The 22,647-nt window shown below is 72.5% G+C and carries 16 protein-coding genes; 11 read left to right on the top strand and 5 right to left on the bottom strand.

From position 1 onward, the window contains the following. Window positions 1-136 precede the first annotated feature (136 nt). On the top strand, window positions 137-883 hold the full coding sequence (locus ACFWTC_RS24495; RefSeq protein ID WP_383922259.1) for a tryptophan 2,3-dioxygenase: 747 nt from the start codon (window positions 137-139) through the stop codon (window positions 881-883). Window positions 884-1,091: 208 nt separating this feature from the next. Here ACFWTC_RS24495 and ACFWTC_RS24490 read toward each other — a convergent pair whose 3' ends face one another. Continuing rightward, window positions 1,092-2,687 carry a (2,3-dihydroxybenzoyl)adenylate synthase gene (locus ACFWTC_RS24490; RefSeq protein WP_383922256.1) on the bottom strand — a complete coding sequence of 532 codons (1,596 nt, stop codon included), beginning with the start codon at window positions 2,685-2,687 and terminating at the stop codon, window positions 1,092-1,094. 14 nt (window positions 2,688-2,701) lie between these two features. After that, window positions 2,702-3,904: a cytochrome P450 gene (locus ACFWTC_RS24485; protein ID WP_383922253.1), complete on the bottom strand. Its 1,203-nt coding sequence runs from the start codon at window positions 3,902-3,904 to the stop codon at window positions 2,702-2,704. A gap of 230 nt (window positions 3,905-4,134) precedes the next feature. Between ACFWTC_RS24485 and ACFWTC_RS24480 the strand changes: the two genes are divergently transcribed. From ACFWTC_RS24480 to ACFWTC_RS24450, 7 genes are all read left to right on the top strand, one after another. Continuing rightward, complete coding sequence (locus ACFWTC_RS24480) at window positions 4,135-5,403, top strand: DUF4192 domain-containing protein (RefSeq protein ID WP_384028171.1); 1,269 nt, start codon at window positions 4,135-4,137, stop codon at window positions 5,401-5,403. A 209-nt stretch (window positions 5,404-5,612) separates the two neighbouring features. After that, window positions 5,613-7,595, top strand: a complete 1,983-nt coding sequence (locus ACFWTC_RS24475; protein ID WP_383922247.1) for a glycogen debranching N-terminal domain-containing protein — start codon at window positions 5,613-5,615, stop codon at window positions 7,593-7,595. A gap of 359 nt (window positions 7,596-7,954) precedes the next feature. Continuing rightward, on the top strand, window positions 7,955-8,701 hold the full coding sequence (locus tag ACFWTC_RS24470) for an NUDIX domain-containing protein (protein WP_383922244.1): 747 nt from the start codon (window positions 7,955-7,957) through the stop codon (window positions 8,699-8,701). 137 nt (window positions 8,702-8,838) lie between these two features. After that, window positions 8,839-10,653 carry an ATP-binding cassette domain-containing protein gene (locus ACFWTC_RS24465; protein WP_384028172.1) on the top strand — a complete coding sequence of 605 codons (1,815 nt, stop codon included), beginning with the start codon at window positions 8,839-8,841 and terminating at the stop codon, window positions 10,651-10,653. 137 nt (window positions 10,654-10,790) lie between these two features. Continuing rightward, a complete protein-coding gene (locus tag ACFWTC_RS24460; protein WP_383922238.1) occupies window positions 10,791-11,732 on the top strand; it encodes a FadR/GntR family transcriptional regulator in 942 nt (313 codons plus the stop codon). A gap of 454 nt (window positions 11,733-12,186) precedes the next feature. After that, window positions 12,187-13,773, top strand: a complete 1,587-nt coding sequence (locus tag ACFWTC_RS24455; protein ID WP_383922235.1) for an RNA polymerase sigma factor — start codon at window positions 12,187-12,189, stop codon at window positions 13,771-13,773. Window positions 13,774-13,869: 96 nt separating this feature from the next. Further along, window positions 13,870-14,805, top strand: coding sequence for a serine protease (locus ACFWTC_RS24450; protein ID WP_383922232.1), 936 nt, complete (start codon window positions 13,870-13,872; stop codon window positions 14,803-14,805). Window positions 14,806-14,998: 193 nt separating this feature from the next. Here ACFWTC_RS24450 and ACFWTC_RS24445 read toward each other — a convergent pair whose 3' ends face one another. Further along, window positions 14,999-15,235: a hypothetical protein gene (locus tag ACFWTC_RS24445; protein ID WP_351273481.1), complete on the bottom strand. Its 237-nt coding sequence runs from the start codon at window positions 15,233-15,235 to the stop codon at window positions 14,999-15,001. A gap of 447 nt (window positions 15,236-15,682) precedes the next feature. On the opposite strand from ACFWTC_RS24445, the gene ACFWTC_RS24440 reads away from it, so the two are divergent. The 3 genes from ACFWTC_RS24440 (at window position 15,683) to ACFWTC_RS24430 (ending at window position 20,039) form a co-directional block, all read left to right on the top strand. After that, on the top strand, window positions 15,683-17,803 hold the full coding sequence (locus ACFWTC_RS24440; RefSeq protein ID WP_383929991.1) for a type IIA DNA topoisomerase subunit B: 2,121 nt from the start codon (window positions 15,683-15,685) through the stop codon (window positions 17,801-17,803). 161 nt (window positions 17,804-17,964) lie between these two features. Further along, on the top strand, window positions 17,965-18,450 hold the full coding sequence (locus tag ACFWTC_RS24435; RefSeq protein WP_383929989.1) for a DUF485 domain-containing protein: 486 nt from the start codon (window positions 17,965-17,967) through the stop codon (window positions 18,448-18,450). Continuing rightward, complete coding sequence (locus ACFWTC_RS24430; RefSeq protein WP_383929986.1) at window positions 18,447-20,039, top strand: cation acetate symporter; 1,593 nt, start codon at window positions 18,447-18,449, stop codon at window positions 20,037-20,039. Before ACFWTC_RS24435 ends, ACFWTC_RS24430 begins: the two co-directional genes overlap by 4 nt. A gap of 99 nt (window positions 20,040-20,138) precedes the next feature. On the opposite strand, the gene ACFWTC_RS24425 is transcribed toward ACFWTC_RS24430, so the two are convergent. Continuing rightward, the gene (locus ACFWTC_RS24425; protein ID WP_384028174.1) at window positions 20,139-20,846 is read right to left on the bottom strand and encodes a response regulator; all 708 of its coding nucleotides are present in this window, start codon (window positions 20,844-20,846) and stop codon (window positions 20,139-20,141) included. Continuing rightward, window positions 20,843-22,459, bottom strand: coding sequence for an ATP-binding protein (locus ACFWTC_RS24420; RefSeq protein WP_384028175.1), 1,617 nt, complete (start codon window positions 22,457-22,459; stop codon window positions 20,843-20,845). Before ACFWTC_RS24420 ends, ACFWTC_RS24425 begins: the two co-directional genes overlap by 4 nt. Between the last annotated feature and the right edge of the window lie 188 nt (window positions 22,460-22,647).

Below are 22,647 nucleotides of genomic sequence, written 5' to 3'. Positions count from 1 at the left end.
GAATACCTTCCTGTGGATGAAGGGACGGTATCCGGTGCGTGGGCGATGAATGAGAGTTGAAAGGTCTCGCCCGCCGGCAGTTTCGGTGTGCTATTAAAGAGGACAGTCACCACGGCGAGCGGAGGCTTGTGTCTTCATGCGTAATCCCCATTCCGCCTACAGCTCCTATCACGATTACCTGGCTCTCGACACACTGCTCGACATCCAGCGGCCGCACACGGACGAGCCGGACGAGCTGCTCTTCGTCATCGTCCACCAGTCGCACGAGCTGTGGTTCAAGGAACTGCTCCACGAGCTGGACGCCCTCCAGGCGAACCTGCGCAAGGCGGACAGTGGCCCCGCGCTGCGGACCCTGCGCCGTACCCGGGCGGTCCTCAGGGCGCTGACGGCGCAGATCGATGTTCTGGAGACGTTGACATCGGAGCAGTTCAGTGCGTTTCGTGGTGCATTGGGCAAGGGGAGCGGTTTCTTCTCGGCGCAGTTCCGCGAGATCGAGATGGTGCTCGGGCGGCGGGACGGAACGGTGGCCGAGCAGTTCCCCGAGGGCAGCTCGGGCCGGGCGCGCATCGAGGCGAGGGCCATGGAGCCCACCCTCTTCGATTCCTTCCTCGCCTACCTCTCCGCGGAGGGGTATTCACCCCACGACCTGCCGGCCGCATTGCGCGGCCTCTATGGTGACGACGGCGTGGCGGAACAGATACGCCAGGCGCTGGTGGACCTCGACCAGACATTTCAGGAGTGGCAGTACCGGCACGTGGTGCTCGTTCAGCGTGTCATCGGCGGAAAAATGGGCACGGGTGGGACGTCCGGCGCGGATTATCTGCGTGCTGCGATCTTCACGCCTTCCTTCCCTGATTTGTGGCACGTTCCTCACGCCGGTTGAACGAATGTAAACGGTCGGGGCCGTCTTCTCCGGGAGGTTGGTATTCCCGGGTATTCCGCTCTCCGGCGACAGTTTCCGGCCCATGAATGATGAATGATGTGTGCACCCGTGCGCTGGGCAGCGCACCCTTCGGTGGTACACCCCCGGCGGTGGTCGGCCCCGGCGAACGCGCCGGCAGCCGGTCACCGCCGGCGTGTGTCCGCGTCCGTCATCTCGCCGACTCGGAGGCGAGGGCGCGCAGGGCTTTCTTGTCCACCTTCCCCATCGGGGTGCGCGGCAGCCGGTCCAGCCGGACCAGCCGGTCGGGGATCTTGTAGGTGGCCAGGCCGCACCCCCGGAGGAAGTCCTTCATCGCGGACGACCGGACCTCCGCCCCGGTCAGCACGACGAACGCGTAGGTCCGTTCGCCGAGCACGGTGTCGGCCGCGCCGACCACGGCCGCGTCCTCGACCGCCGGGTGGGTGCGGAGCTGCCGTTCCACCTCTTCCGCCGACACCTTCTCGCCGGCGCGGTTGATGACGTCCTTGATCCTTCCGACGATCATGATGTTGCCGTCCGGCCGGCGCCGTACGAGATCGCCCGTACGGAAGAACCCGTCCGGGGTGAACGAGCGGGCGTTCTCCTCGGGGGCCCGGTAGTACCCGCGGATCGTGTAGGGGCCCCGTACGAGCATCTCGCCGGTCTCGCCCTCGGGCACCGGTTCGCCGGACTCGTCGACGACCCGGACCTCGTCGTCCGGCGACATGGGGCGCCCGTCCGTGTTCACGGCCGCCTCCTCCGGATCGTCGAGCCTGGTGTGGGTCAACAGACCCTCGCTGATGCCGTACCACCGCTGGATCCCGCACCCGAGGACGCGGCGCGCCCGGCTCGCGAGCGCAGGGTCGAGCGGGGCGCTGCCCACCTGGATGAGGAGCCGGGACAGTTCGCCGGGCTGTCGTCCGGAATCGGCCCACAGCCGCAGGATGGAGGGCACGAGCGTGGTCACGGTGACGCCTTCCCGAAGGATCAGCGGGAACACCTCGTCGGGCCGCAGGCTCGACGTCAGCACCGCCTTTCCGCCCAACAGGAGGCTCCCGAGCACGCCGGGACAGGCGAGCGCCGCCTGGTGCGCGACCGGATTGACGGCCAGGTAGACGGGCTCGGGGCCGACGCGCATGGCCTCCGCCGTGGCCCGCATGACGTAGACGTAGTCGTCATGGGTCCGGGGGATCAGCTTCGGCAGTCCCGTGGTGCCCCCGGACAGCAGGAACAGCGCCGGATCGGACGGGTCCACGCGCGGCAGCGGGGCGCCATCGCCGACCGACGACTCCAGCGACTCCAGCGACGTGAACTCCTGGGCGTCGCCGCTGACGAGCACGTGGGGGACCGGGGGTATCTCCCGGGCCAGCTGACGGAAGTCGAAACCGCCGAACTCGTCCTTCACCACGTAGGCCACAGCACCGGAATGGGCGCACAGGTGGGAGATCTCGGCCTTGCGGTGTCCGGGGAGCGCGAGGACCGGGATGGCCCCGGCCCGCAGCAGGGCGAAGACCAGGACGACGAACTCGGGGATGTTGGGCAGGTGGACGACCACCCGGTCGAGCGGTCTGATGCCCCGTTCTATGAGACCGCCCGCCAGCCGGTCGGCCCGCCGGGACAGCTCCGCGTACGTCAGGCGCTGCTCGTCGCAGACCACGGCCACCCGGTCGGCGTGCCGCAGGCAGGACTCGTGCAGCAGGTCACCGATCGGACGGCCGGGCCAGATCCCCGTCCGGCGGTACTCCGCCGCGAGATGGCCGGGCCAGGGCACGAAACCGTCGAGCATGACGTGTTCCCCTTTCAGGTGGATCGCGGATGGAAACCGACGGGGAGGCTGCTGTGGCCGTAGAGGAAGTTGGAGTAGATGCGCTGCGGCTCCCCGTCGAGTTCGATCTCCTCCACTGAGGTGAGGAGCGACGCGAGCAGCGCCCGCAGTTCGGCCCGGCCCAGGGCGGCGCCGACGCAGAAGTGGGGGCCGTAGCCGAAGGTGAGGTGTTTGTTGGGGCGGCGCGACAGATCGAGGACCCGCGGGTCGGCGAAGACCGTTTCGTCGTCGTTCGCCGAGGTGTTCCAGAGCGTGACGATGTCGCCCGCGCGCACCCGCTGCCCGCCGAGGGAGAAGTCGCACAGCGCCGTGCGCGCGAAGTGCATGCTCGGGGTCGCCCACCGCAGCAGCTCCTCCACCGCGGTGTCCAGGCAGATGGTTCCCTCGCGCAGCCCGCGCCACTGGTCCGGGTACCGGGTGAAGGCGAGGACCGAGCTGATCGCGGTCATCCGCGACGACTCGTCCCCGCCCAGGACCAGGCTGTAGCAGTTAAGAGCGATCTCCTCCGGGGTGAGCGGGCGACCGTCGACCTCGGCACCGGCGATCATGCTGATCACGTCGTCGCCGGGCTTCGACCGGCGCTCGAACGCGAGGTCCATCAGGTAGAGCACGATCTCGTTGCGCGCTTCGACCGCGTCGAGCGCGGCGCCGTCCGGGTCCTCGGACGCCAGGGCGGCCTTGCTCCAGAGGAGCAGCTGCTTGCGGTCCTGGCCGGGGACGGATAAGAGGTCGCAGATGGTGTTCAGCGGGATGTGCTCGGCGACCTCCGTGGCGAAGTCGAAGGAGCCGAGCTCAGCGACCTTCCCGATGAGGTCCGCCGTCCGCTGCTCGACCCTGCGCACCACCTCGTCCAGGACGCGGGGCGAGAACGCGCGGAGCATCAGGTTGCGCAGGTGGCGGTGCACGGGCCGGTCGGTGACGGCCAGCATCTTCCCGCCCGCAGAGTCGTCTCCGCGGAGCAGGACGTCGAGGACGGTGCCGCGGGCGGAGCCCAGCTGCTTCCAGTTGCCGTAGCAGGACTGGACGTCGTCGTACCCCGCCACGACCCAGAAGCCGGGCCGCCCGGTGGAGGACGGGTGCCAGTACACGGGGCTCTCCCCGCGCACCCGGTGCCAGAACTCGTACGGGTCGTTCCTCACGAAGGTGCCGGGGTCGGTGAGATCGAGCGACGGGCTCATCGAGGATCCTCCTTTCCCCGCATCGTCACGGCCGGACGGCGCACCGTCCGTGATGTCTTGCCCACATCTTTCGCGGATCCCGTGTTTTCCCGGGGCGGGCAAGGCCTCGCCTCGATGTAACCCGATGCCTCCGGCCGAGCGCCAACGAGGCCGTCGGGCTGTGGAAGTTGAAGGGTAAACAGTTATCCACAGGGGTTTTCGGATCGGATCGGGCACGGGACCTTCGGGACATGACGAACAATCACGAATCACGCGTCCCGTCCGACCACCACTCCGCCACCCCGGCCCGGTCCGGCACGGACCCGCAGATCACCCTGCGCAGCCCGGCCGAACTGGCTGACGCACTGCCCTACATGCTGGGCTTCCACCCGACCGACTCCCTCGTGATGGTCGCCGTCCACGGCGAGGGAGGCCGCTTCGGCGGCCGGCTACGCGTCGGCATTCCCGCCGCGCCCGCGGAGTGGGAGGAGACCGCCCGGCAGGCGGCCGACTGCCTGATCCGCGGCAGCGAGCGGCGCGGCGGCAAGCCCGACGGCATCGTCGTCTTCCTCTGCCAGGAGCCGCGCGGCGACGAGAGCGGCCAGCGGGTCATGACCCGGCTGCGGCCCCTCGCCCAACGCATCCGGCTGGCCTGCGGAGCCCTGGACGTGCCGGTCCTGGAGGCCCTGTGCCTGTCCTCCGGGCGCCTCTGGTCCTACGTCTGCCCGGACGCCCGCTGCTGCCCCGCGGAGGGCAGCCGGCTGGCGGCGGTCGGCACGTCGGTGATGGCGGCCGCGGCCACCTTCGCCGGACTCCAGGTCAGGGGATCCCTCAGTGAGATCGAGAGCCGGCTGGCGCCCCTGCGCGGAGTAGTGGCCGAGGAGATGGAGGGGGCTCTGGACCGGGCCGCCGCGGCCCTGGTGCCGAAGATCCTCGACGGTGCGACCCGGGAGGAGGTCGGCGCGGAGACCCTCGCCCTCGCCAAGGCCGTCATGCGGCGGATCACCCTCGCCCCGCCCGTCGAGGGGCCCCGCGGCGCCGACGAACGGGACGACGGGCTGCTCGGCCACGAGGAGGCGGCCGCGCTCATCCTCGGCCTCCAGGACCGCGAGATCCGGGACGTCGCGGCGGAGTGGATGGAGGACCAGGAAGCCACCCTGGCCCTGCGGCTGTGGCGGGCGCTGGCCCGGCGCTGCGTCGGGGCCTACGGCGAGCACGCGGCCGCCCCCCTCACCCTCGCCGGCTGGGTCTCCTGGTCCACCGGGGACGAACCGACCGCCCGGATCGCTCTGGGCATGGCCCTGCGGGCGGACGCCGAGTACCGCTTCGCCCAACTGCTCCACCACGCCTGCAACGAGGGCATCGACCCCGAGAGCCTCAGGCAGTGCCTGCGGGAGGAGCGCCGCCGCAGGGAGCCCCGGCGAAGGCACCCCGCGGCCGGCACCACCCGCCCTCCGGGCCGCCGCGACCGCACGGCCGCACGCCGCGCGTCCCGCCGCTCCGCGGGGAGCGGGCAGTGAGCCCCCGCCCGGGCCGCCGGGACAACACCGTGAGCCGGCTGCGCAGGGCCCTCGGCACACCCCTGCGGCGCCGCTACCGGCCCCGGCACGCGCGGCCGTCGCCCGGGCCCGTGACCCGCGCGGGGGTGAGGGCGTTCAGCTGGGGGGCGGTGGGGGCCCGGCCACGCCGCCGCTCAGCTGAACCGACCGGAGCGCAGACAAGGCGACACATGTCCCACGCACCTCCCCGCCCGCCCGGCGTGCCCGCCGCCCGCAGGTCCGAGCTGCCGCCCGTGCACGGCGCCGTCATCTGTGTCGCCGCGCCCTGCCTGGTCATCTCGCCCGAACACGGCCAGCTGACCGGGCGGGGGATCGAGGGGATCTACCGCTCCGGGCTCCGACTGCTCTCCCGCTGCGTCCTTCGGATCGGCGGCCGGGACCCCGTCGCCGTGCAGGGCCGCAGCCTCGGCGCCGACCGGGCCTCCTTCGCCGCGACGGTGCGCACGGGAGCCGAACCCGGCCCCGATCCGGACATCGGCGTGGAGCGGGTGCGCCACGCGGACGGCACCGAGCGGATCACCCTGCGCAGTTACGGGGCCCGCCCGGTACGGATCCCCGTGGAACTGCTGCTCGGCACCGACCTGGCCGAACTGGCCGCGGTGGCCGCGGGCCGGGCGGGGCCCGAGCTCCCCGCAGCGGTGCACGCCGCGGGCCTGCGCTGGAGCACCGGCGGGACCCAGGCCGTCACCGCCGCCGAACCCGCCCCGGACGACGCGCTCGCCTCGACCGGACTGCTGCGCTGGCAGCTCGAACTGGGCCCGGGGGAGTCCCGCACCATCGAGCTGCGGACCACGCAGGACCGCGTGGCGAGGGCCGGCGCCGGGAGGGTGGCCAACCCGCTCGCCGACGCGCTGGCCGAGGGGGACGACCCCAGGGCCGAGACGTGGTTCCGCACCAGCGTCGAGGACCTCGGCGCGCTGCTCCTGAGGGACTCCGGGGCGCCGGGCGACGCCTTCGCGGCAGCGGGGGTCCCGTGGAGGATGGGGCTGGCCCCGGCCGAATCGCTGTGGGCCGCGAGGATGGCGCTGCCGCTCGGCACCGGGCTCGCCGCGGCCACCCTGCGCATCCTGGCCCGCGCCCAGGCCGGGGGTACCGGGCCCCACGCCGGGAAGATCCCGGGGCCGCTGCGCGGGGCCGGTCCCCAGCTCCCGCCCGGCTGCACCGGCACGGAGGCGACACTGGCCTTCCCCACGGTGCTCGCCGAAGCCCGGCTGTGGGGGATGCCCGAGGAGGACGTGGCCCGACTGCTCCCCGTGGCGGAGCGGTGCCTCGACTGGCTGCGCGGAGCACTCGGGGAGGACGGCTTACTGGCCGACCCCGACCCGGGACCGCGGCGCTGCGAGACCCAGGCCCACGCCCATCGGGCCGCCCTGCTCGGCGCTGACCTCCTCGCCGGGTGCGGACGGCCTGGAGCCGCCGAGTGGCAGGAGTGGGCGGCCGCGCTGCGGGAAGCGTTCCGCCGCCGGTTCTGGATCGACGGCCCGGACGGCGGCCGGCCCGCGGCGGCCCTCCACCCCGACGGCCGCCCGCTGCACCGGCTGACCGGGGCCGCCGCCCACCTGCTGGACACCGGACTGCTCGGCGGGAGCCGGCTCGCCCCCGGCCTCCTGGACCGGGCCCGCACCGAACAGCTCGCCCGGTTGCTCGGAGCCCCCGGCATGGACTGCGGATGGGGGCTGCGCAGCATGGCGGCCAGGGAGCCGGGGCACAACCCGTTCGGCCACCGCTCGGGCGCCGTACGGGCCCACGAGAGCGCGATCGCGGTGGCCGGCCTGGCCCAGGCCGGCTTCGAGAAGGAGGCCGCGGGTCTGCTCCGGGGGCTGCTCGACGCGGCGGAGAGCTTCGGCTACCGGCTGCCGGAGATGTTCGCGGCCGAGCAGAGAGCGCGGGGCAGCGCCCCGCTCCCGCATCCGGCGGCCTGCCGTCCGGCCGCGGTGGCGGCCGCGGCCGGGGTCCACGTACTGACCGCGCTGGTGGGCATCCGCCCCGACGCTCCCGCGGCCACGGTCGCCCTCGCCCCGCTGTCCGGCGCCCCCCTCGGGGCCCTGCGGCTCTCCGGCCTCCGCGTCGCGGGGGAACCCTTCACCGTCCGGGTCAGCCGCCTCGGCCTCGGTATGGTGGAGGAGGCGGCCGATGCGCTCCAACTGGGTTGATGAACCTCCGCTTTCGGAGCGTGCGGTGCCCGCGCCGCACGGCACCGTACCCCGCCGCGGCGTCGGGACCGCACGAGTGCCTCCGGTACGCGGGCGCGGCTCAGCCTTCCGCGGGCGCACGCCGGCCCCCGGCGGTCCCGCCTTCGGGGCGGACGGTACGGCCCGGACCGTGCGCCCCGGTCGGGGCCCCGTCGGGCAGGCCGACCCGGCCGCACGGCCGGGGGCCGTGGCGCCGGGCCCGGCATCGGCGACCGCCCGGAGGCCCGGCTCGGCCGCCGGCCGGCGGGTGCTCTCCGGACAGCAGCCCTCAAGGTCACCAAAGCGCTGTTTATCGTCAGGCAGACGACTATGATCGCGGCATGTCGCCCTACGACCCGTCGGCCTTTCCGCCCTTTGCCGTCACCGTCGACCTGGTCGTGCTCACCGTCCGGCGCCACGCGCTCTGCGCGCTGGTCGTCCGGCGGGGTGAGCAGCCGTTCCAGGGACGCTGGGCGCTGCCCGGAGGCTTCGTGCGGAAAGACGAGGACCTGGCGGGCGCCGCGGCCCGCGAGCTCTCGGAGGAGACCGGGCTGTGCGCGCACGATCCCGCGGCTCCGGGCGTGGACAACGGGGCGCACCTCGAACAGCTGGCGACCTACGGCGATCCGAAGCGTGATCCGCGGATGCGCGTCGTCAGCGTGGCGCACCTGGTACTGGCTCCGGACCTGCCGGCCCCCCGGGCCGGAGGGGACGCCAACGGCGCGCGCTGGGCCCCGGTCGACGAGCTCCTGGCCGCAGACGACCAGGCCACCGCGGGACTCGCCTTCGACCACGCGGGGATCCTCGGCGACGGAGTCGAGCGGGCCCGCTCGAAGATCGAGTACTCCTCCCTGGCCACCGCCTTCTGCCCGCCCGAGTTCACCGTGGGCGAGCTGCGCCGGGTCTACGAGGCGGTCTGGGGCGTCGCCCTCGATCCGCGGAACTTCCACCGCAAGGTCACCGGGACCCCCGGTTTCCTGGTGCCCGCCGGAGGCACCACGACCCGTCAGGGCGGGCGCCCGGCGCAGCTGTTCAGGGCGGGCGGGGCCACCCTGCTCAACCCGCCGATGCTGCGCCCGGAGGTCTGACGTCCCACGACCGCCCCCTGCGGCGGCACGATCAGCAGTCCATCGGACCGGTTGCGCCGAAAATCGGACATATCGCGTTATCTTGCTTGCGGTATCCACGTTGCCGCAGAGCGGTCTCACCCCCCGCGAGAGAAGCGATGCTCCAGGCCATCGGACTGACCAGCACACCGCCCCGTCCCACCGTCCAGCCCGTCGTGGACGACCTCACCTTCGAGGCCCGCCCCGGGACCGTGACCGCCCTGCTCGGCGAGCCGGGCTCGGGCAAGACCACCGCGCTGCGGCTCATGCTCGAACTCGAACCGGGCCGCGGGGTCACCTACTTCCGCGGCCGCCCGCTGCACCGGATCGCGCACCCCGGCCGCGAGGTCGGCGTGCTGCTGGGCGACGTCCCCGGGAACCCGTCGAGGACCGTCCGCAACCAGCTGCGGATGCTGTGCGCCGCCGCCGGGGTGCCGGCCTCCCGGGCCGACACCATGCTGGAGGTCGTCGGCATCGCAGGGCTGCGGGACCAGCGGCTCGGGTCCCTCTCCCTCGGCATGGAGCGCCGCGTAGCACTCGCCTCGGCGCTGCTCGCGGACCCGTGCACCCTGCTTCTGGACGAGCCCGCCGCCGGACTCTCACCCCGTGAACGCGGATGGCTCCACACCCTGTTGCGGGGGCACGCCTCCCTCGGCGGTGCGGTGCTCTTCACCACCGACGACGCCAAGGAGGCCGCCCGCAGCGCCGACCGCGTGGTCAGCATCGAGGCCGGCCGCCTCGTCGCCGACCAGGACGCCGCCGACTTCGCCCGGACGCGGCTGCGGCCCCGGGTGGCCGTCCGGACCCCGCACGCCGCCCGGCTGGCGGACGTACTGGGCCGCGAGGCCCGGGCCTCCCAGCGCGCGGTCGAGGTCGTCGAGGAGAGTGGCAGCCGGCTGTCGGTGTACGGGAGCAACTGCGCCGAGGTGGGCGAGGCGGCGTTCCGGCACGGCGTACTGGTGCACCAGCTCGCCGACGAGACCGGCGACGCCGGCGCGCCCGCCTCCCCGCTCCCGCACGCCCGCGTCGGAGCCGGCGCGTGCGCCGGTGTCGGCACGGGCGCCGGCACCGGAGCGGCGGCGGCCCCGCGCGGCCCCGACCGGACGGGGAGCGGGACCCGGGCTTTCCGCGCCCGGCGGCCGGAATCGGCGGTGCGCCGCGTCGGCGGCCCGCTGCGGCCGCTCCGCTACGAGCTGCTGCGGGTCTTCGGCACGGCCACGCCCGTCCTCACCGCCGCCCTCGTCGTCGCCGCCTCCGTCCTCACCACCCTCGCGCTGGCGCGGGCCGGCCACACCCCGCAGAACCGGCTGCTCGCCGCCTGGCCGGAGCTGCTGCCGCTGCCGCCCGCCGCGATCGGGGCGGGACTGCTCGGCGCCCTGGCTTTCGGCGAGGAGTACCGCTATCCCGCGCTCGCCGCCGACCGCGGCACCGTGCCCCGGAGGATGGGCCTGCTCACCACTAAGCTCGGGGTCTGCGCGGTGCTGGCGCTGCTGCTCGGCGCCGCGGCCGTGACGGCCGACGCCGCCGCGCTGGCCCTCGTGTTCGACAGCGGCCCGCTGCGCATGCCCGCGCAGTGGTTCTCGCCGGCCGTGAGTTGGGCCGGTTTGCTCATCGGATGCGCCTGGGCCGGGGTCCTGGCCTCCGGTGTCTTCCGGTCCGCCACCGCGGGGCTGGCCGCGGTCCTCGCCGTACCGGTGATGGTGGTTCCGCTGGTGCGCAAGGTTCTGGAGGGGCCCTCCGCGTACCCGGCGACCGGACTCGCGGCACGGCTGCGCGGTCTGACCTGGGGGCAGTGGCCCCCGGAGGTGGACCGGGTGCTCCTCGGAGCCCTGCGCGTGATGGCCCAACCGGTCGGAACCGCGCTGGTGTTGTCGTTGACGGTGCTGCTGTGCGCCTACGGGTTCACGGGGTTGCGCAGCCGGGTCCGCTGGTGATCGTCTCCGTGCCGGAGGGGGCGCCGGCCGGCACGGTGCGACCCCTCCGGAGGGAAGCGGACCGCGACTCCGCGTAGAAGGCCCGGTTCTTTACGATAAGTCGTCAATTGCGTAGGGGGCACCGATCACCCTTTCGTGTGCTTTTCACCAAAGACCTCAAGGGTGATGGAGGCACGGCCGACAAAGGATTCGTGAGTACCCTTGCGCACACCATGATGACCGCCGCCCGCCATGCCGACTCCGGCCTCGCCGGCCCGGGCGATCTCGACCGCTACCCCTATGCGGAGACCCCCGGGTCCGGCCGCGTCGGAGCGCCCCACTGGGACGGTGCCGACGTCGAGTTGAGCCGCGTGGGCCGTCGCGCGACAGGCAGTCGCGGCCGCGGCCTGCACGGCCAACTCGTCCAGCAGCTCGGCCAGATGATCGTCTCCGGCGACCTCGGCGCGGACCGCCCGCTGGTACCGGAGGAGATCGGCCAGCGTTTCGAGGTCTCCCGCACGGTCGTCCGCGAATCGCTGCGGGTCCTGGAGGCCAAGGGCCTCGTCAGCGCCCGCCCCAACGTCGGTACCCGGGTCCGTCCGGTCGCCGACTGGAACCTGCTCGACCCCGACATCATCGAGTGGCGCGCGTTTGGGCCCCAGCGCGATGAGCAGCGCCGCGAGCTGGGCGAGCTCCGCTGGACCATCGAGCCGCTCGCCGCCCGCCTCGCGGCCGGTCACGGCCGCCCGGACATCCAGCAGCGGCTCGCCGACATGGTCGAGATCATGGGCCACGCCCTCGGCCAGGGCGACTCGATCACCTTCGCGCGCGCGGACAACGAGTTCCACGCGCTCCTCATCCAGGTCGCCGCGAACCGCATGCTGGAGCACCTCTCCGGCATCGTCTCCTCCGCCCTCCAGGTCTCCGGCAGCCCGATCGCCGCCTGCGACCGTCCGAGCGAGACCAGCGTGGCGCACCACGCACGGATGGTCGAGGCCCTCGCCGCCGGTGACGCGACGGGCGCGGAGAACGCCATGCGCCAGCTCCTGACGGTGCATCCGGAGGTCGAGCGCGTGGTGCCCGCCCCGCGCGAGCACTGACGGGCGGACGCGCGGGGGCGCGGGGGTGCACGACATGTCGCCGGGCCCGGTCGGGTCCGGCGACACGGGCGTCCGGCCCCGTTCGGCCGATGCCGCCGTGGCCGAGCCCGACCCCGGCGGCTCCCGCCGGCCCCGCCGGGCGCGTACGCCCGCGGCCGTGCTGTGACCGGGCCGTGGCCGTGCCGGAACCGGCGGGTATGACCGTATGACCTCCGTACGCGCATACGGGGTGTGACTCGGGCCACGAAGATTGGGCGTAACGCTCCGCGAGGTCACGCGATGACCTAAGAGGTGATGGCCGACGGAGGGAATGCAGCAGCCCTTGTGGGTGCTGCACAGCTCCCCGGCCCCTGCCCGCGCCGCCGGCCCATCCCCAGTCGGTGGTCGTCGGCTCCGGTCCAGCACCACCAGGCCCGGGGTCGGAAGCCGTTTCCATCGTTCCGAGAGGTTGTTCGTGTCGGCCAGCACATCCCGTACGCTCCCGTCGGAGATCGCCGATTCCGAGTCTGTGATGGCGCTCATCGAGCGGGGCAAGGCCGAAGGGCAGATCGCCGGCGATGACGTGCGTCGGGCCTTCGAGGCTGACCAGATTCCTGCGACCCAGTGGAAGAATGTTCTGCGCAGCCTCAACCAGATCCTCGAGGAAGAGGGTGTGACGCTGATGGTCAGTGCCGCGGAGTCGCCCAAGCGCGCCACCCGCAAGAGCGTCGCAGCGAAGACCCCGGCCAAGCGGACGGCGACCAGGACCGTCGCCGCGAAGACGACGGCTGCCCAGCCCACGGCCACCGCGACGACCGGGGCACCCGCGGCCGGAACGACGGACCCGGACACCGCGGTCGCCGTCGCGGAGGAGACGGGGACCGGAACCGAGCCCGCGGTCAAGAAGACGGCGGCGAAGAAGACCACGGCCAAGAAGGCCGCGCCCGCCCGGAAGACCGCTGCCAAAAAGACCGCGGCGAAGAAGACCGCCTCCAAGAAGGACTCCGACGACGGCGGGGACGGGGCCGCGGAAGAGGGGTCCGAGGCCGCCAAGGGCGAGTCCGACGAAGAGGAGGAGGGCGGGGAGAACAAGGGCTTCGTCATCTCCGACGACGAGGACGACGCCCCCGCCCAGCAGGTCGTGGTCGCCGGCGCGACGGCCGACCCGGTCAAGGACTACCTCAAGCAGATCGGCAAGGTGCCACTCCTCAACGCCGAGCAGGAGGTCGAGCTCGCCAAGCGCATCGAGGCGGGCCTGTTCGCCGAGGACAAGCTGGCGAACTCCGACAAGCTGGCGCCCAAGCTCAAGCGCGAGCTGGAGATCATCGCCGAGGACGGCCGCCGCGCGAAGAACCACCTCCTGGAGGCCAACCTCCGCCTCGTGGTCTCCCTCGCCAAGCGCTACACCGGCCGCGGCATGCTCTTCCTGGACCTGATCCAGGAGGGCAACCTGGGTCTGATCCGCGCCGTGGAGAAGTTCGACTACACCAAGGGCTACAAGTTCTCCACGTACGCCACGTGGTGGATCCGGCAGGCGATCACCCGGGCCATGGCCGACCAGGCCCGCACGATCCGCATCCCGGTGCACATGGTCGAGGTCATCAACAAGCTCGCCCGCGTGCAGCGCCAGATGCTCCAGGACCTGGGCCGCGAGCCCACCCCGGAGGAACTGGCCAAGGAACTCGACATGACCCCCGAGAAGGTCATCGAGGTCCAGAAGTACGGCCGCGAGCCCATCTCCCTGCACACGCCGCTCGGCGAGGACGGCGACAGTGAGTTCGGCGACCTGATCGAGGACTCCGAGGCGGTCGTCCCGGCCGACGCCGTCAGCTTCACGCTCCTGCAGGAGCAGCTGCACTCCGTGCTCGACACCCTCAGCGAGCGTGAGGCCGGCGTGGTCTCCATGCGCTTCGGTCTCACCGACGGCCAGCCCAAGACCCTCGATGAGATCGGCAAGGTCTACGGGGTCACGCGCGAGCGGATCCGCCAGATCGAGTCCAAGACGATGTCGAAGCTGCGCCACCCGTCCCGTTCCCAGGTGCTGCGCGACTACCTGGACTGACCGGCGGGGGCGGTCGCCGGTGGTCGCGCGGGTGCGCACGGCCACCGGGCATCCCACTCTGGGTGGAGTCATGCACACTCGGAGTCAGGAGGCCTCATGCGTCGTCCCTTCGCCCGCGCTCTGGCGGGCGCGCTGACCCTGGCAGCGGGCGCGGCCGCGGCGCCGCTGGCCCAGGCGCCGCAGGCGGCCGCGGACAGCGTGGTGATCGGCGGGAAGCCGGTCAAGGTCGCGGACAGCCCCTGGGTCGTCGCCCTCACCAGCCGTGACCGGTTCGGGGGTACGCGGGGCGGGCAGTTCTGCGGGGGCGTCATCGTGGCTCCGGCCAAGGTGCTGACCGCGGCCCACTGCCTGGGCCGCGAGGTGCTGGGCGGTCCCGTCGAGTCCGTCGCGGACCTCCGGGTCGTCGCCGGGCGCACCGAGCTGCGGGCGGCCGACGGCCGCGAGATCGCGGTGCGCGGGGCCCGGGTGAACCCCGCCTACGATCCGGCCAGCAACGCCGGGGACCTCGCCGTACTACACCTCGCCGAGGCGGTGCCGGCCCACTACGTGCTGCCGATGGCCGGTGCGGGGCACCCCGCCTACGAGCCCGGGACCGAGGGGGCCGTCTACGGGTGGGGCGACACCAGCGGCTTCGGTGACTACGCGTACGGTCTCCGGGCGGCCCGGGTGACGGTACTGGCGGACGAGGCGTGCGGGCGGGCCTACCCGGGGGACGCCGACGGGCAGTACCGGGCGGAGTCCATGCTGTGCGCGGGGGACGGGCAGGGTGGCAAGGACGCCTGCCAGGGGGACAGCGGGGGGCCGCTGGTAGCCGGGGGACGGCTCATCGGGCTGGTGTCATGGGGGCGCGGCTGCGGGAGGGCCGACAGCCCGGGGGTGTACACGCGCATCGCACCGCTGGCCGATTTCGTGACGGGCCCGGAGAGCGGCTCGGAGCGGCTCGGTGGCCAGGGGGGCGCGCAGGACGTCCGGAGGGGCTCGGAGGGGGCCGCAGGGGCCGTACGGGGGCAGAACGCGAGCGGGGGCGCGTAGCCGGACACGGGGGCGGCCGTCCCCTCGGGGACGGCCTCCCCCGTGTGGCCGCTCCGGGATGCGCGGGAAACCGCGCGGGAGCGGGGGAGTGGGTCCGGGCATGAGCGCGGGCGCCACCCCCGGTTACAGGGGGAGCGCCCGTCGACCGGCCTGGCCGGTCCTGGCTCGTCGGATGCGAGGTGCAGGCCGTGTGTCAGCGGTCCTCGGGTTCGGCGGCAGTCGCTGCCGGAGCGGACGTGAGCCGCTCGGTCTCATCCTGTATTTCCGCGGCGATCTTCTTGAGTTCCGGCTCGAACTTGCGACCGTGGTGGGCGCAGAAGAGCAGTTCACCGCCGCTCAGCAGGACGACGCGCAGATATGCCTGGGCGCCGCAACGGTCGCATCGGTCAGCGGCCGTCAGCGGGGTCGCGGGTGTCAGAACAGTAGTCACGTCGCCTCTTCTCTAGCTCGACGAGCTGTCGTACCAGGGTCAACATCCAACCAGGCCGAAAACGTTCCCGCTCGCGGCTTTTCCTCGAAACTTCCTTCCGAAGCTGGCCGGCTGTTGCCGGTTGGCGGCGAAGGAGCCGTATTGCGTTGCTTTACGGTTTCGCGTTGTCAGTCGTTGGCTTCTTGCAGTTCCATCCTCCCCGGCGTGAGTGCCAGGTTGTTCATGAGGACGTGCCCGAACACTAAATGGTTCATGCCTGGAAGGGAACGTGATGTTTGCTTCACCCCCACGGGGGATCGAACATCCGTGCGGATCTGCACTAGGCTGAGCGGCGCGCGAGGGTGGCGTTACATCGGCTCTACCAGGCCTCGGTACCCTTCGACCGGCAAGCTAGCCACCCCTGCGCCCGACCGGGCCAGAAAAGAAATTCAGCGAGGAGCGAACTGCGTGACCGCCGACACGTCCGTGCCTTCCAGCGCGCTGCTGTCCGGAGCAGACCGGGACGGTTCCAACTACACCGCGCGGCACCTGCTCGTCCTCGAAGGGCTGGAGGCCGTCCGCAAGCGCCCCGGCATGTATATCGGGTCCACCGACAGCCGGGGTCTCATGCACTGCCTGTGGGAGATCATCGACAACTCGGTCGACGAGGCCCTGGGCGGCTACTGCGACCACATCGAGGTCATCCTCCACGAGGACGCCTCCGTGGAGGTCCGGGACAACGGCCGCGGCATCCCCGTGGACGTCGAGCCCAAGACCGGCCTGTCCGGCGTCGAGGTCGTCCTGACCAAGCTGCACGCCGGCGGCAAGTTCGGGGGCGGCTCGTACGCGGCCTCCGGCGGCCTGCACGGCGTCGGCGCCTCCGTCGTCAACGCCCTCTCCGCCCGCCTGGACGTCGAGGTCGACCGCAACAGCGCGACGCACGCCATCAGCTTCCGCCGCGGCGTCCCCGGGATGTTCACCGAGCAGGGTCCCGACAGCCCCTTCGACCCCGCCAACGGCCTGCGCAAGGCCAAGCGGGTCCCCAAGGGCCGTACCGGAACCCGGGTCCGCTACTGGGCGGACCGGCAGATCTTCCTCAAGGACGCCCGGCTCAACCTGGACACGCTCTACCAGCGCGCCCGCCAGACCGCCTTCCTCGTCCCCGGCCTGACCCTGGTCGTGCGCGACGAGCGCGGCCTCGACGGCTCCGGCAAGACGGAGGAGACCTTCCGCTTCGACGGGGGGATCAGCGAGTTCTGCGAGTACCTCGCCCAGGACAAGGCCGTCTGCGACGTGCTGCGCCTGACCGGTACCGGCACCTTCAAGGAGACCGTGCCGGTCCTGGACGACCTCGGCCACATGACCCCCACCGAGGTCACCCGCGAGCTCGGCGTGGACATCGCCCTGCGCTGGGGCACGGGCTACGAGACCAACGTCAAGTCCTTCGTGAACATCATCGCCACCCCCAAGGGCGGCACCCACATCTCCGGCTTCGAGCGCTCGGTCGCCAAGACCGTGAACGAGGTGCTGCGCTCCGCGAAGCTGCTGCGCGTGGCCGAGGACGACGTGGTCAAGGACGACGCGATGGAGGGCATGACGGCCGTCGTCACCGTCCGCCTCGCCGAGCCGCAGTTCGAGGGCCAGACCAAGGAGGTGCTCGGCACCTCCGCGGCCGCCCGGATCGTCGCCGCGGTGGTGGCCAAGGAGCTCAAGGCGTTCCTGACCTCCACCAAGCGCGACGACAAGCAGCAGGCGCGCTCCGTGATGGAGAAGATCGTCGCGGCGGCCCGGACCCGGATCGCGGCCCGCCAGCACAAGGAGGCCCAGCGCCGCAAGACCGCGCTGGAGTCCTCCTCGCTGCCCGCCAAGCTGGCCGACTGCCGCAGCGACGACGTGGACCGCAGCGAGCTCTTCATCGTCGAGGGCGACTCCGCCCTGGGCACCGCCAAGCTCGCGCGGAACTCCGAATTCCAGGCCCTCCTGCCCATCCGCGGCAAGATCCTCAACGTCCAGAAGTCGTCCGTCTCGGACATGCTCAAGAACACCGAGTGCGGCGCGATCATCCAGGTCATAGGAGCCGGCTCGGGCCGGACCTTCGACATCGACGCCGCCCGCTACGGCAAGATCGTCCTCCTCGTCGACGCCGACGTCGACGGCGCGCACATCCGCTGCCTGCTGCTCACGCTCTTCCAGCGGTACATGCGGCCGATGGTCCAAGCGGGCCGGGTCTTCGCGGCTGTGCCGCCGCTGCACCGGATCGAGCTGGTCCAGCCCAAGAAGGGCCAGGACAAGTACGTCTACACGTATTCGGACAACGAGCTGCGCCAGACCCTGCTGGAGTACCAGCGCAAGAACATCCGGTACAAGGATTCGATCCAGCGCTACAAGGGCCTCGGCGAGATGGACGCGGACCAGCTGGCGGAGACCACCATGGACCCCCGCTTCCGCACCCTGCGCCGGATCAACATCGGCGACCTGGACGGGGCCGAGCAGGTCTTCGACCTGCTCATGGGCAACGAGGTGGCCCCCCGCAAGGAGTTCATCACCAGCTCCGCGGCGACGCTGGACCGCTCGCGCATCGACGCCTGACCGGGCGCCGGCGACCGGCACGCTCGGGGCCACGGCACACCGGTGCTCTTCACTCCATCACCTGATGGAGTGAAGAGCACCGGGACACCAGTCCGGAGAGCGGCCACTCGACACATCCTTGGGAGCACGCGGCCAATGCGGCGGCGGACAAGGAGAGTTCGGTGGACAAGCACGCAGGTCGCGATGCCGGAACGATCCGGCTGGACGACCCCTGGTACGACGCGCTGGCCGTCGGCTGGGGCGAGGGTGAGGAAACGTCCCCGCCGAGCCCGGCCCCCGGAGGCCGGCCCGCGCCCGGCGCATCCGACATCTACCTCGAAGTGCAGCGGAGCGCCGCCTTCCAGGAGGTCCGCAGCCGCTACCGCAGGTTCGTCGTCCCCGCCACCGCCGGCTTCTTCCTCTGGTACGTGGCCTACGTGGTCGCCGCCACCGCGGCGCCCGGCCTCATGGCCCGGCCCGTGGCGGGCGCGGTCAACGTGGCCATGCTGGCGGGGCTCGGGCAGTTCCTCAGCACCTTCCTGCTGACCTGGGCGTACGCCCGGCACGCGCGGCTGCGCCGGGACCGGGCCGCCCTCGACCTGCGCTGGACCGTCTTCGAGCAGGAACGCGGCCAGGAGCGCAGCCGGGCGAGGGGAAGGGGCCGGTGACCACCGAACACCAGACACTCGCGCTGATCCTCTTCAGCCTCTTCATCGCCGTCACCCTGGGCATCACCACCTGGGTCAGCCGGAACCGGCACGGTTCGGCGGAGGAGTTCTACGCGGGCGGGCGCCTCTTCTCGCCGATGGAGAACGGTTTCGCCATCGCGGGCGACTACATGTCCGCCGCCTCCTTCCTTGGCATCTCCGGACTGATCGCCCTCTTCGGCTACGACGGCCTGCTGTACTCGGTGGGCTTCCTCGTCGCCTGGCTGGTGGTGCTGTTCCTGGTCGCCGAACTGGTCCGCAACTGCGGCCGCTTCACCCTCGCCGACGTGGTCGCCGCCCGGATGAGCGAGCGGCCCGTGCGGATCGCGGCCGGTACCTCCTCGGTCGTCGTCTCGGTGCTCTACCTCGTCGCGCAGATGGTCGGCGCGGGCAGCCTGGTCGGTCTGCTGCTCGGCAACTCCAGCGCCGCGGCCCGCACGCTGACCGTGATCGGGGTCGGCGCGCTGATGGTGGTCTACGTGTCCTTCGGCGGGATGCGGGCCACCACCTGGATCCAGATCGTCAAAGCCGTGCTGCTGATGGGAGGGGCGATCACCCTGACCGTGCTCGTCCTGCTCCGCTTCCACGGGAACTTCGACCAGCTGCTCACCAGCGCCGCCGACCGAAGCGGGCACGGGGCGCGCTTCCTCGGTCCGGGCCTGAAGTACGGCGGCGACTGGACCGCCCGCATCGACTTCATGAGCCTCGGCCTCGCGCTGGTCCTCGGGACCGCCGGGCTGCCGCACATCCTGTCGCGGTTCTACACCGTGCCCACCGCGCGGGCGGCCCGCCGGTCGGTGGTCTGGGCGATCGGGCTCATCGGCGGCTTCTACCTGATGACCATCGTGCTCGGCTTCGGAGCCGCCGCGCTGGTGGGACCCGACGCGGTGCGGGCCTCCAACGCCTCCGGGAACACGGCGGTGCCGCTGCTGGCCGCCTTCCTCGGCGGGGGCGCCGGTTCCACCGGGGGCGCGGTGCTCTTCGCCTTCGTGGCGGCCATCGCCTTCGCGACCATCCTCGCCGTGGTCGCCGGGATCACCCTGGCCTCATCGGCGTCCGTCGCGCACGACCTGTACGCCTCCCTGAAGCGCCGGCACGCCCGGCAGCGCAGCGAGGTGTCCGTGGCCCGGGCCGCCGCCGTCGGGATCGGGGCGGTGGCGATCGCCCTCGGACTGCTCGCCCAGGACCTGAACGTGGCCTTCCTGGTGGGGCTGGCCTTCGCGGTGGCCGCGTCGGCCAACCTGCCGGTGCTGCTGTACTCGCTCTTCTGGCGCGGGTTCACCACGCGGGGGGCCGTCTGGTCGGTGTACGGCGGGCTGGTACCGGCCGTACTGCTGGTCCTGGTCTCGCCGGTGGTGTCCGGCAGCCCGGAGTCGCTCTTCCCGGGGGTGGACTTCCAGCTCTTCCCGCTCCAGAACCCCGGGATCGTCTCGATCCCGCTGGGCTTCCTGGCGGGCTGGCTGGGCACGGCGACGTCGGGCGAGGAGCCCGACGAGCGGCGGCACGCGGAGACCGAGGTCCGTTCCCTGACGGGAGCCGGGGCGGTCTGAGCGGGGAGGCCGGCTCCGGGCGGTCCGAGCCGCCACATCGGCTCCGGGCGGTCCGCTCCGGGCGGTTGGCTTCGGGCGCGGGCGGTCTGCCGCGGGGACTCAGGCGCCCTCCGAGGGGAGCCATGTGTAGCGGTGCTCGGGGCGGCCGGTCTCGCCGTAGCGCAGGGCCAGGGTGACCCGGCCGGCGCGGTCGAGGAGCTTCAGGTACCGCTGGGCGGTCTGGCGGCTGATGCCCGCGCGGTCGGCGATCTGCTGGGTGGACAGCGGGCCGTCGGCGGAGCGGAGCACCCGCCGGACCAGGTCCGCGGTGGTGGGGGAGTGGCCCTTGGGGAGTTCGTTGGGGGATCCGGCGGCGGCGAGGGCGCCGAAGATCCGGTCAACCTCGTCCTGTTCGGCCTCGCCCCCGGTCTCCAGGGTGCGGCGCAGGGCCCCGTACGCCTCCAGCCGGCTGCGGAGGCCCGCGAAGGTGAAGGGCTTGACCAGGTACTGGAGCGCGCCGAGGCGCATTGCGGCCTGCACGGTCGCCAGGTCCCGGGCGGCGGTGACCATGATCACGTCGGTGCCCTGGCCGCGTTGACGCAGGCGGCGCACCAGGTCGAGGCCGTTCTCGTCCGGCAGGTAGTGGTCGAGCAGGATCAGGTCCACCCGGTGGGCGGCGAGGAAGGTGAGGGCCTCGGCGGCGCAGTGGGCCTGCGCGGCCACGCGGAAGCCGGGCACCTTCGCCACGTAAGCCGCGTTGATGCGGGCGACGCGCACGTCGTCGTCGACGACCAGTACGTCCAGGACACCGCCGGCGGTCCCGGTCACCGCAGGGCCTCCGGGAGGACGACGGAGAACTCGGCCCCGCCGTCCGCCGCCGCGCCGGCCCGGGCGCTGCCGCCCTGCCGCTCCGCGAGGCGGCGTACGAGGGCGAGGCCGAGCCCGCGCTCGCGGTGGGCCCTGGGCTGCTTGGTCGACCAGCCCTCGGTGAAGATCTCCTCGCGGCGTGCGGCGGGGACGCCGGGTCCGCTGTCGCGCACCCGCAGCACGGCGGAGCGGCCTTCGGCGCGCAGCTCCACCTCGACCAGCGGCTCCGCCGAGCCGGCGGCGGCGTCCAGGGCGTTGTCGACGAGGTTGCCGACGATGGTGACGAGGCCGCCCGGATCGACCAGCCGGTCGGGGAGGAGGGTGGCCGCGGCCAGCCGCAGAAGGACGCCGCGCTCCGCCGCCACGGTCGCCTTGCCCACCAGGAGGGCGGCCAGCAGCGGGTCGTGCACCTTCTCGGTGACCTGTTCGGCGGTGGTCCGGTGCACCCCGGCGACCTCGGTGACGAACTCCACCGCCTCCTCGTGCAGGCCCAGCTCCAGCAGGCCGAGGAGGGTGTGGAGCCGGTTCGCGTGCTCGTGGTCCTGGGCGCGCAGGGCGTCGATCAGGCCCCGGGTGGAGTCGAGCTCGCGGCCGAGGTGTTCCAGCTCGGTGCGGTCGCGCAGCGTGGCGACGGCGCCGCCGTCCTCGGTGGGCATCCGGTTGGCGACCAGGACCCGCGGGCCCTGGACGGTCAGCAGGTCCCGGCCGGTGACCCGGCCGGAGAGGACGTCGGCGGTGCGGCCCGTGCCGAGTACGTCGTCCAGTGGGCGTCCGGCCAAGGAGGCGGCGGAGTCCGGGGCGAGGCCCAGCAGGCGGGCGGCCTCGTCGTTGACCAGCCGGACCCGGCCGTGCCGGTCGAGGGCGATCACGCCCTCGCGGATGGAGCGCAGCATCGCCTCGCGCTCCGCGAGGAGGCCGGCGATGTCGGAGAAGGCCAGGTCCCGGGTCTGCCGCTGGATCCTGCGGGACAGCAGGTAGGCGGCGATGGCGCCCGCCGCCAGGGCGCCACCGGCGTAGGCGAGCAGGCCGGGGATGACTCCGAGCAGCCGGTCGCGGACGCTGTCGTAGGCGATGCCGACCGAGACGGCGCCGACGATCTCGCCGTCCGCGGCGACGAGCGGCACCTTGCCGCGGGCGGAACGGCCCAGGGTGCCGTCGTCGATCTCCATCACCTCGCGGCCCGCCAGCGCGTCGGCGGGGTCGGTGGAGACGGGCAGCCCGATGCGCTCGGCGCTGGGGTGCGAGCGCCGGATGCCGTCCAGGCCCAGGACGACGACGTATTCGGCGCCGGTCGCCCGGCGGATCCGTTCGGCGGAGGCCTGCACCGGGCCGTCCGCCGAGGCCCCGGAGCCGAGGAGGTCGGCGGCCAGTGACGGGTCGGCCGCGGCGCTCTGCGCGATGGCCAGCGCGCGCCGCATGGCCTGGTCGTCGAGCTGCGCGCTGAGCGGGGCCAGGAACAGCCCCGTGGCCAGCACGACGACCCCGCCGGCGATGGCCAGCTGGGTCAGCAGGATCTGGGAGACCGCCCGCCTGGGCAGCCCGATGCGCCTAGCGCTCAGGAGGTGGAACCGCATGAGGAGCAACGGTAGGTCGGCTCGCGCGTAAGCGGAATTTCCATGGTGCACGCAAATCGCTTGCGTGATTTGCGCCCAGCTTGCGCAAGAGATGAAGCCATGAAAGTGCGGTCAGAGCAGTAGACGAGTCAGCAAAGCTCTGCAACTCTCGCACCGCACGACGCAAATTTCTATCTCACCTGGTTCAG

The organism is Streptomyces sp. NPDC058619 (assembly GCF_042717785.1).
Taxonomy (GTDB): domain Bacteria; phylum Actinomycetota; class Actinomycetes; order Streptomycetales; family Streptomycetaceae; genus Streptomyces.
Note: the sequence above shows the minus strand (reverse complement) of the source record. Positions and strands in the feature narration are given on the sequence as shown.

Coding starts and splice junctions, on each gene's coding strand:
- ACFWTC_RS24495 (WP_383922259.1), top strand. CDS start 137: ATGCGTAATCCCCATTCCGCCTACAGCTCCTATCACGATTACCTGGCT.
- ACFWTC_RS24490 (WP_383922256.1), bottom strand. CDS start 2,687: ATGCTCGACGGTTTCGTGCCCTGGCCCGGCCATCTCGCGGCGGAGTAC.
- ACFWTC_RS24485 (WP_383922253.1), bottom strand. CDS start 3,904: ATGAGCCCGTCGCTCGATCTCACCGACCCCGGCACCTTCGTGAGGAAC.
- ACFWTC_RS24480 (WP_384028171.1), top strand. CDS start 4,135: ATGACGAACAATCACGAATCACGCGTCCCGTCCGACCACCACTCCGCC.
- ACFWTC_RS24475 (WP_383922247.1), top strand. CDS start 5,613: ATGTCCCACGCACCTCCCCGCCCGCCCGGCGTGCCCGCCGCCCGCAGG.
- ACFWTC_RS24470 (WP_383922244.1), top strand. CDS start 7,955: ATGTCGCCCTACGACCCGTCGGCCTTTCCGCCCTTTGCCGTCACCGTC.
- ACFWTC_RS24465 (WP_384028172.1), top strand. CDS start 8,839: ATGCTCCAGGCCATCGGACTGACCAGCACACCGCCCCGTCCCACCGTC.
- ACFWTC_RS24450 (WP_383922232.1), top strand. CDS start 13,870: ATGCGTCGTCCCTTCGCCCGCGCTCTGGCGGGCGCGCTGACCCTGGCA.
- ACFWTC_RS24420 (WP_384028175.1), bottom strand. CDS start 22,459: ATGCGGTTCCACCTCCTGAGCGCTAGGCGCATCGGGCTGCCCAGGCGG.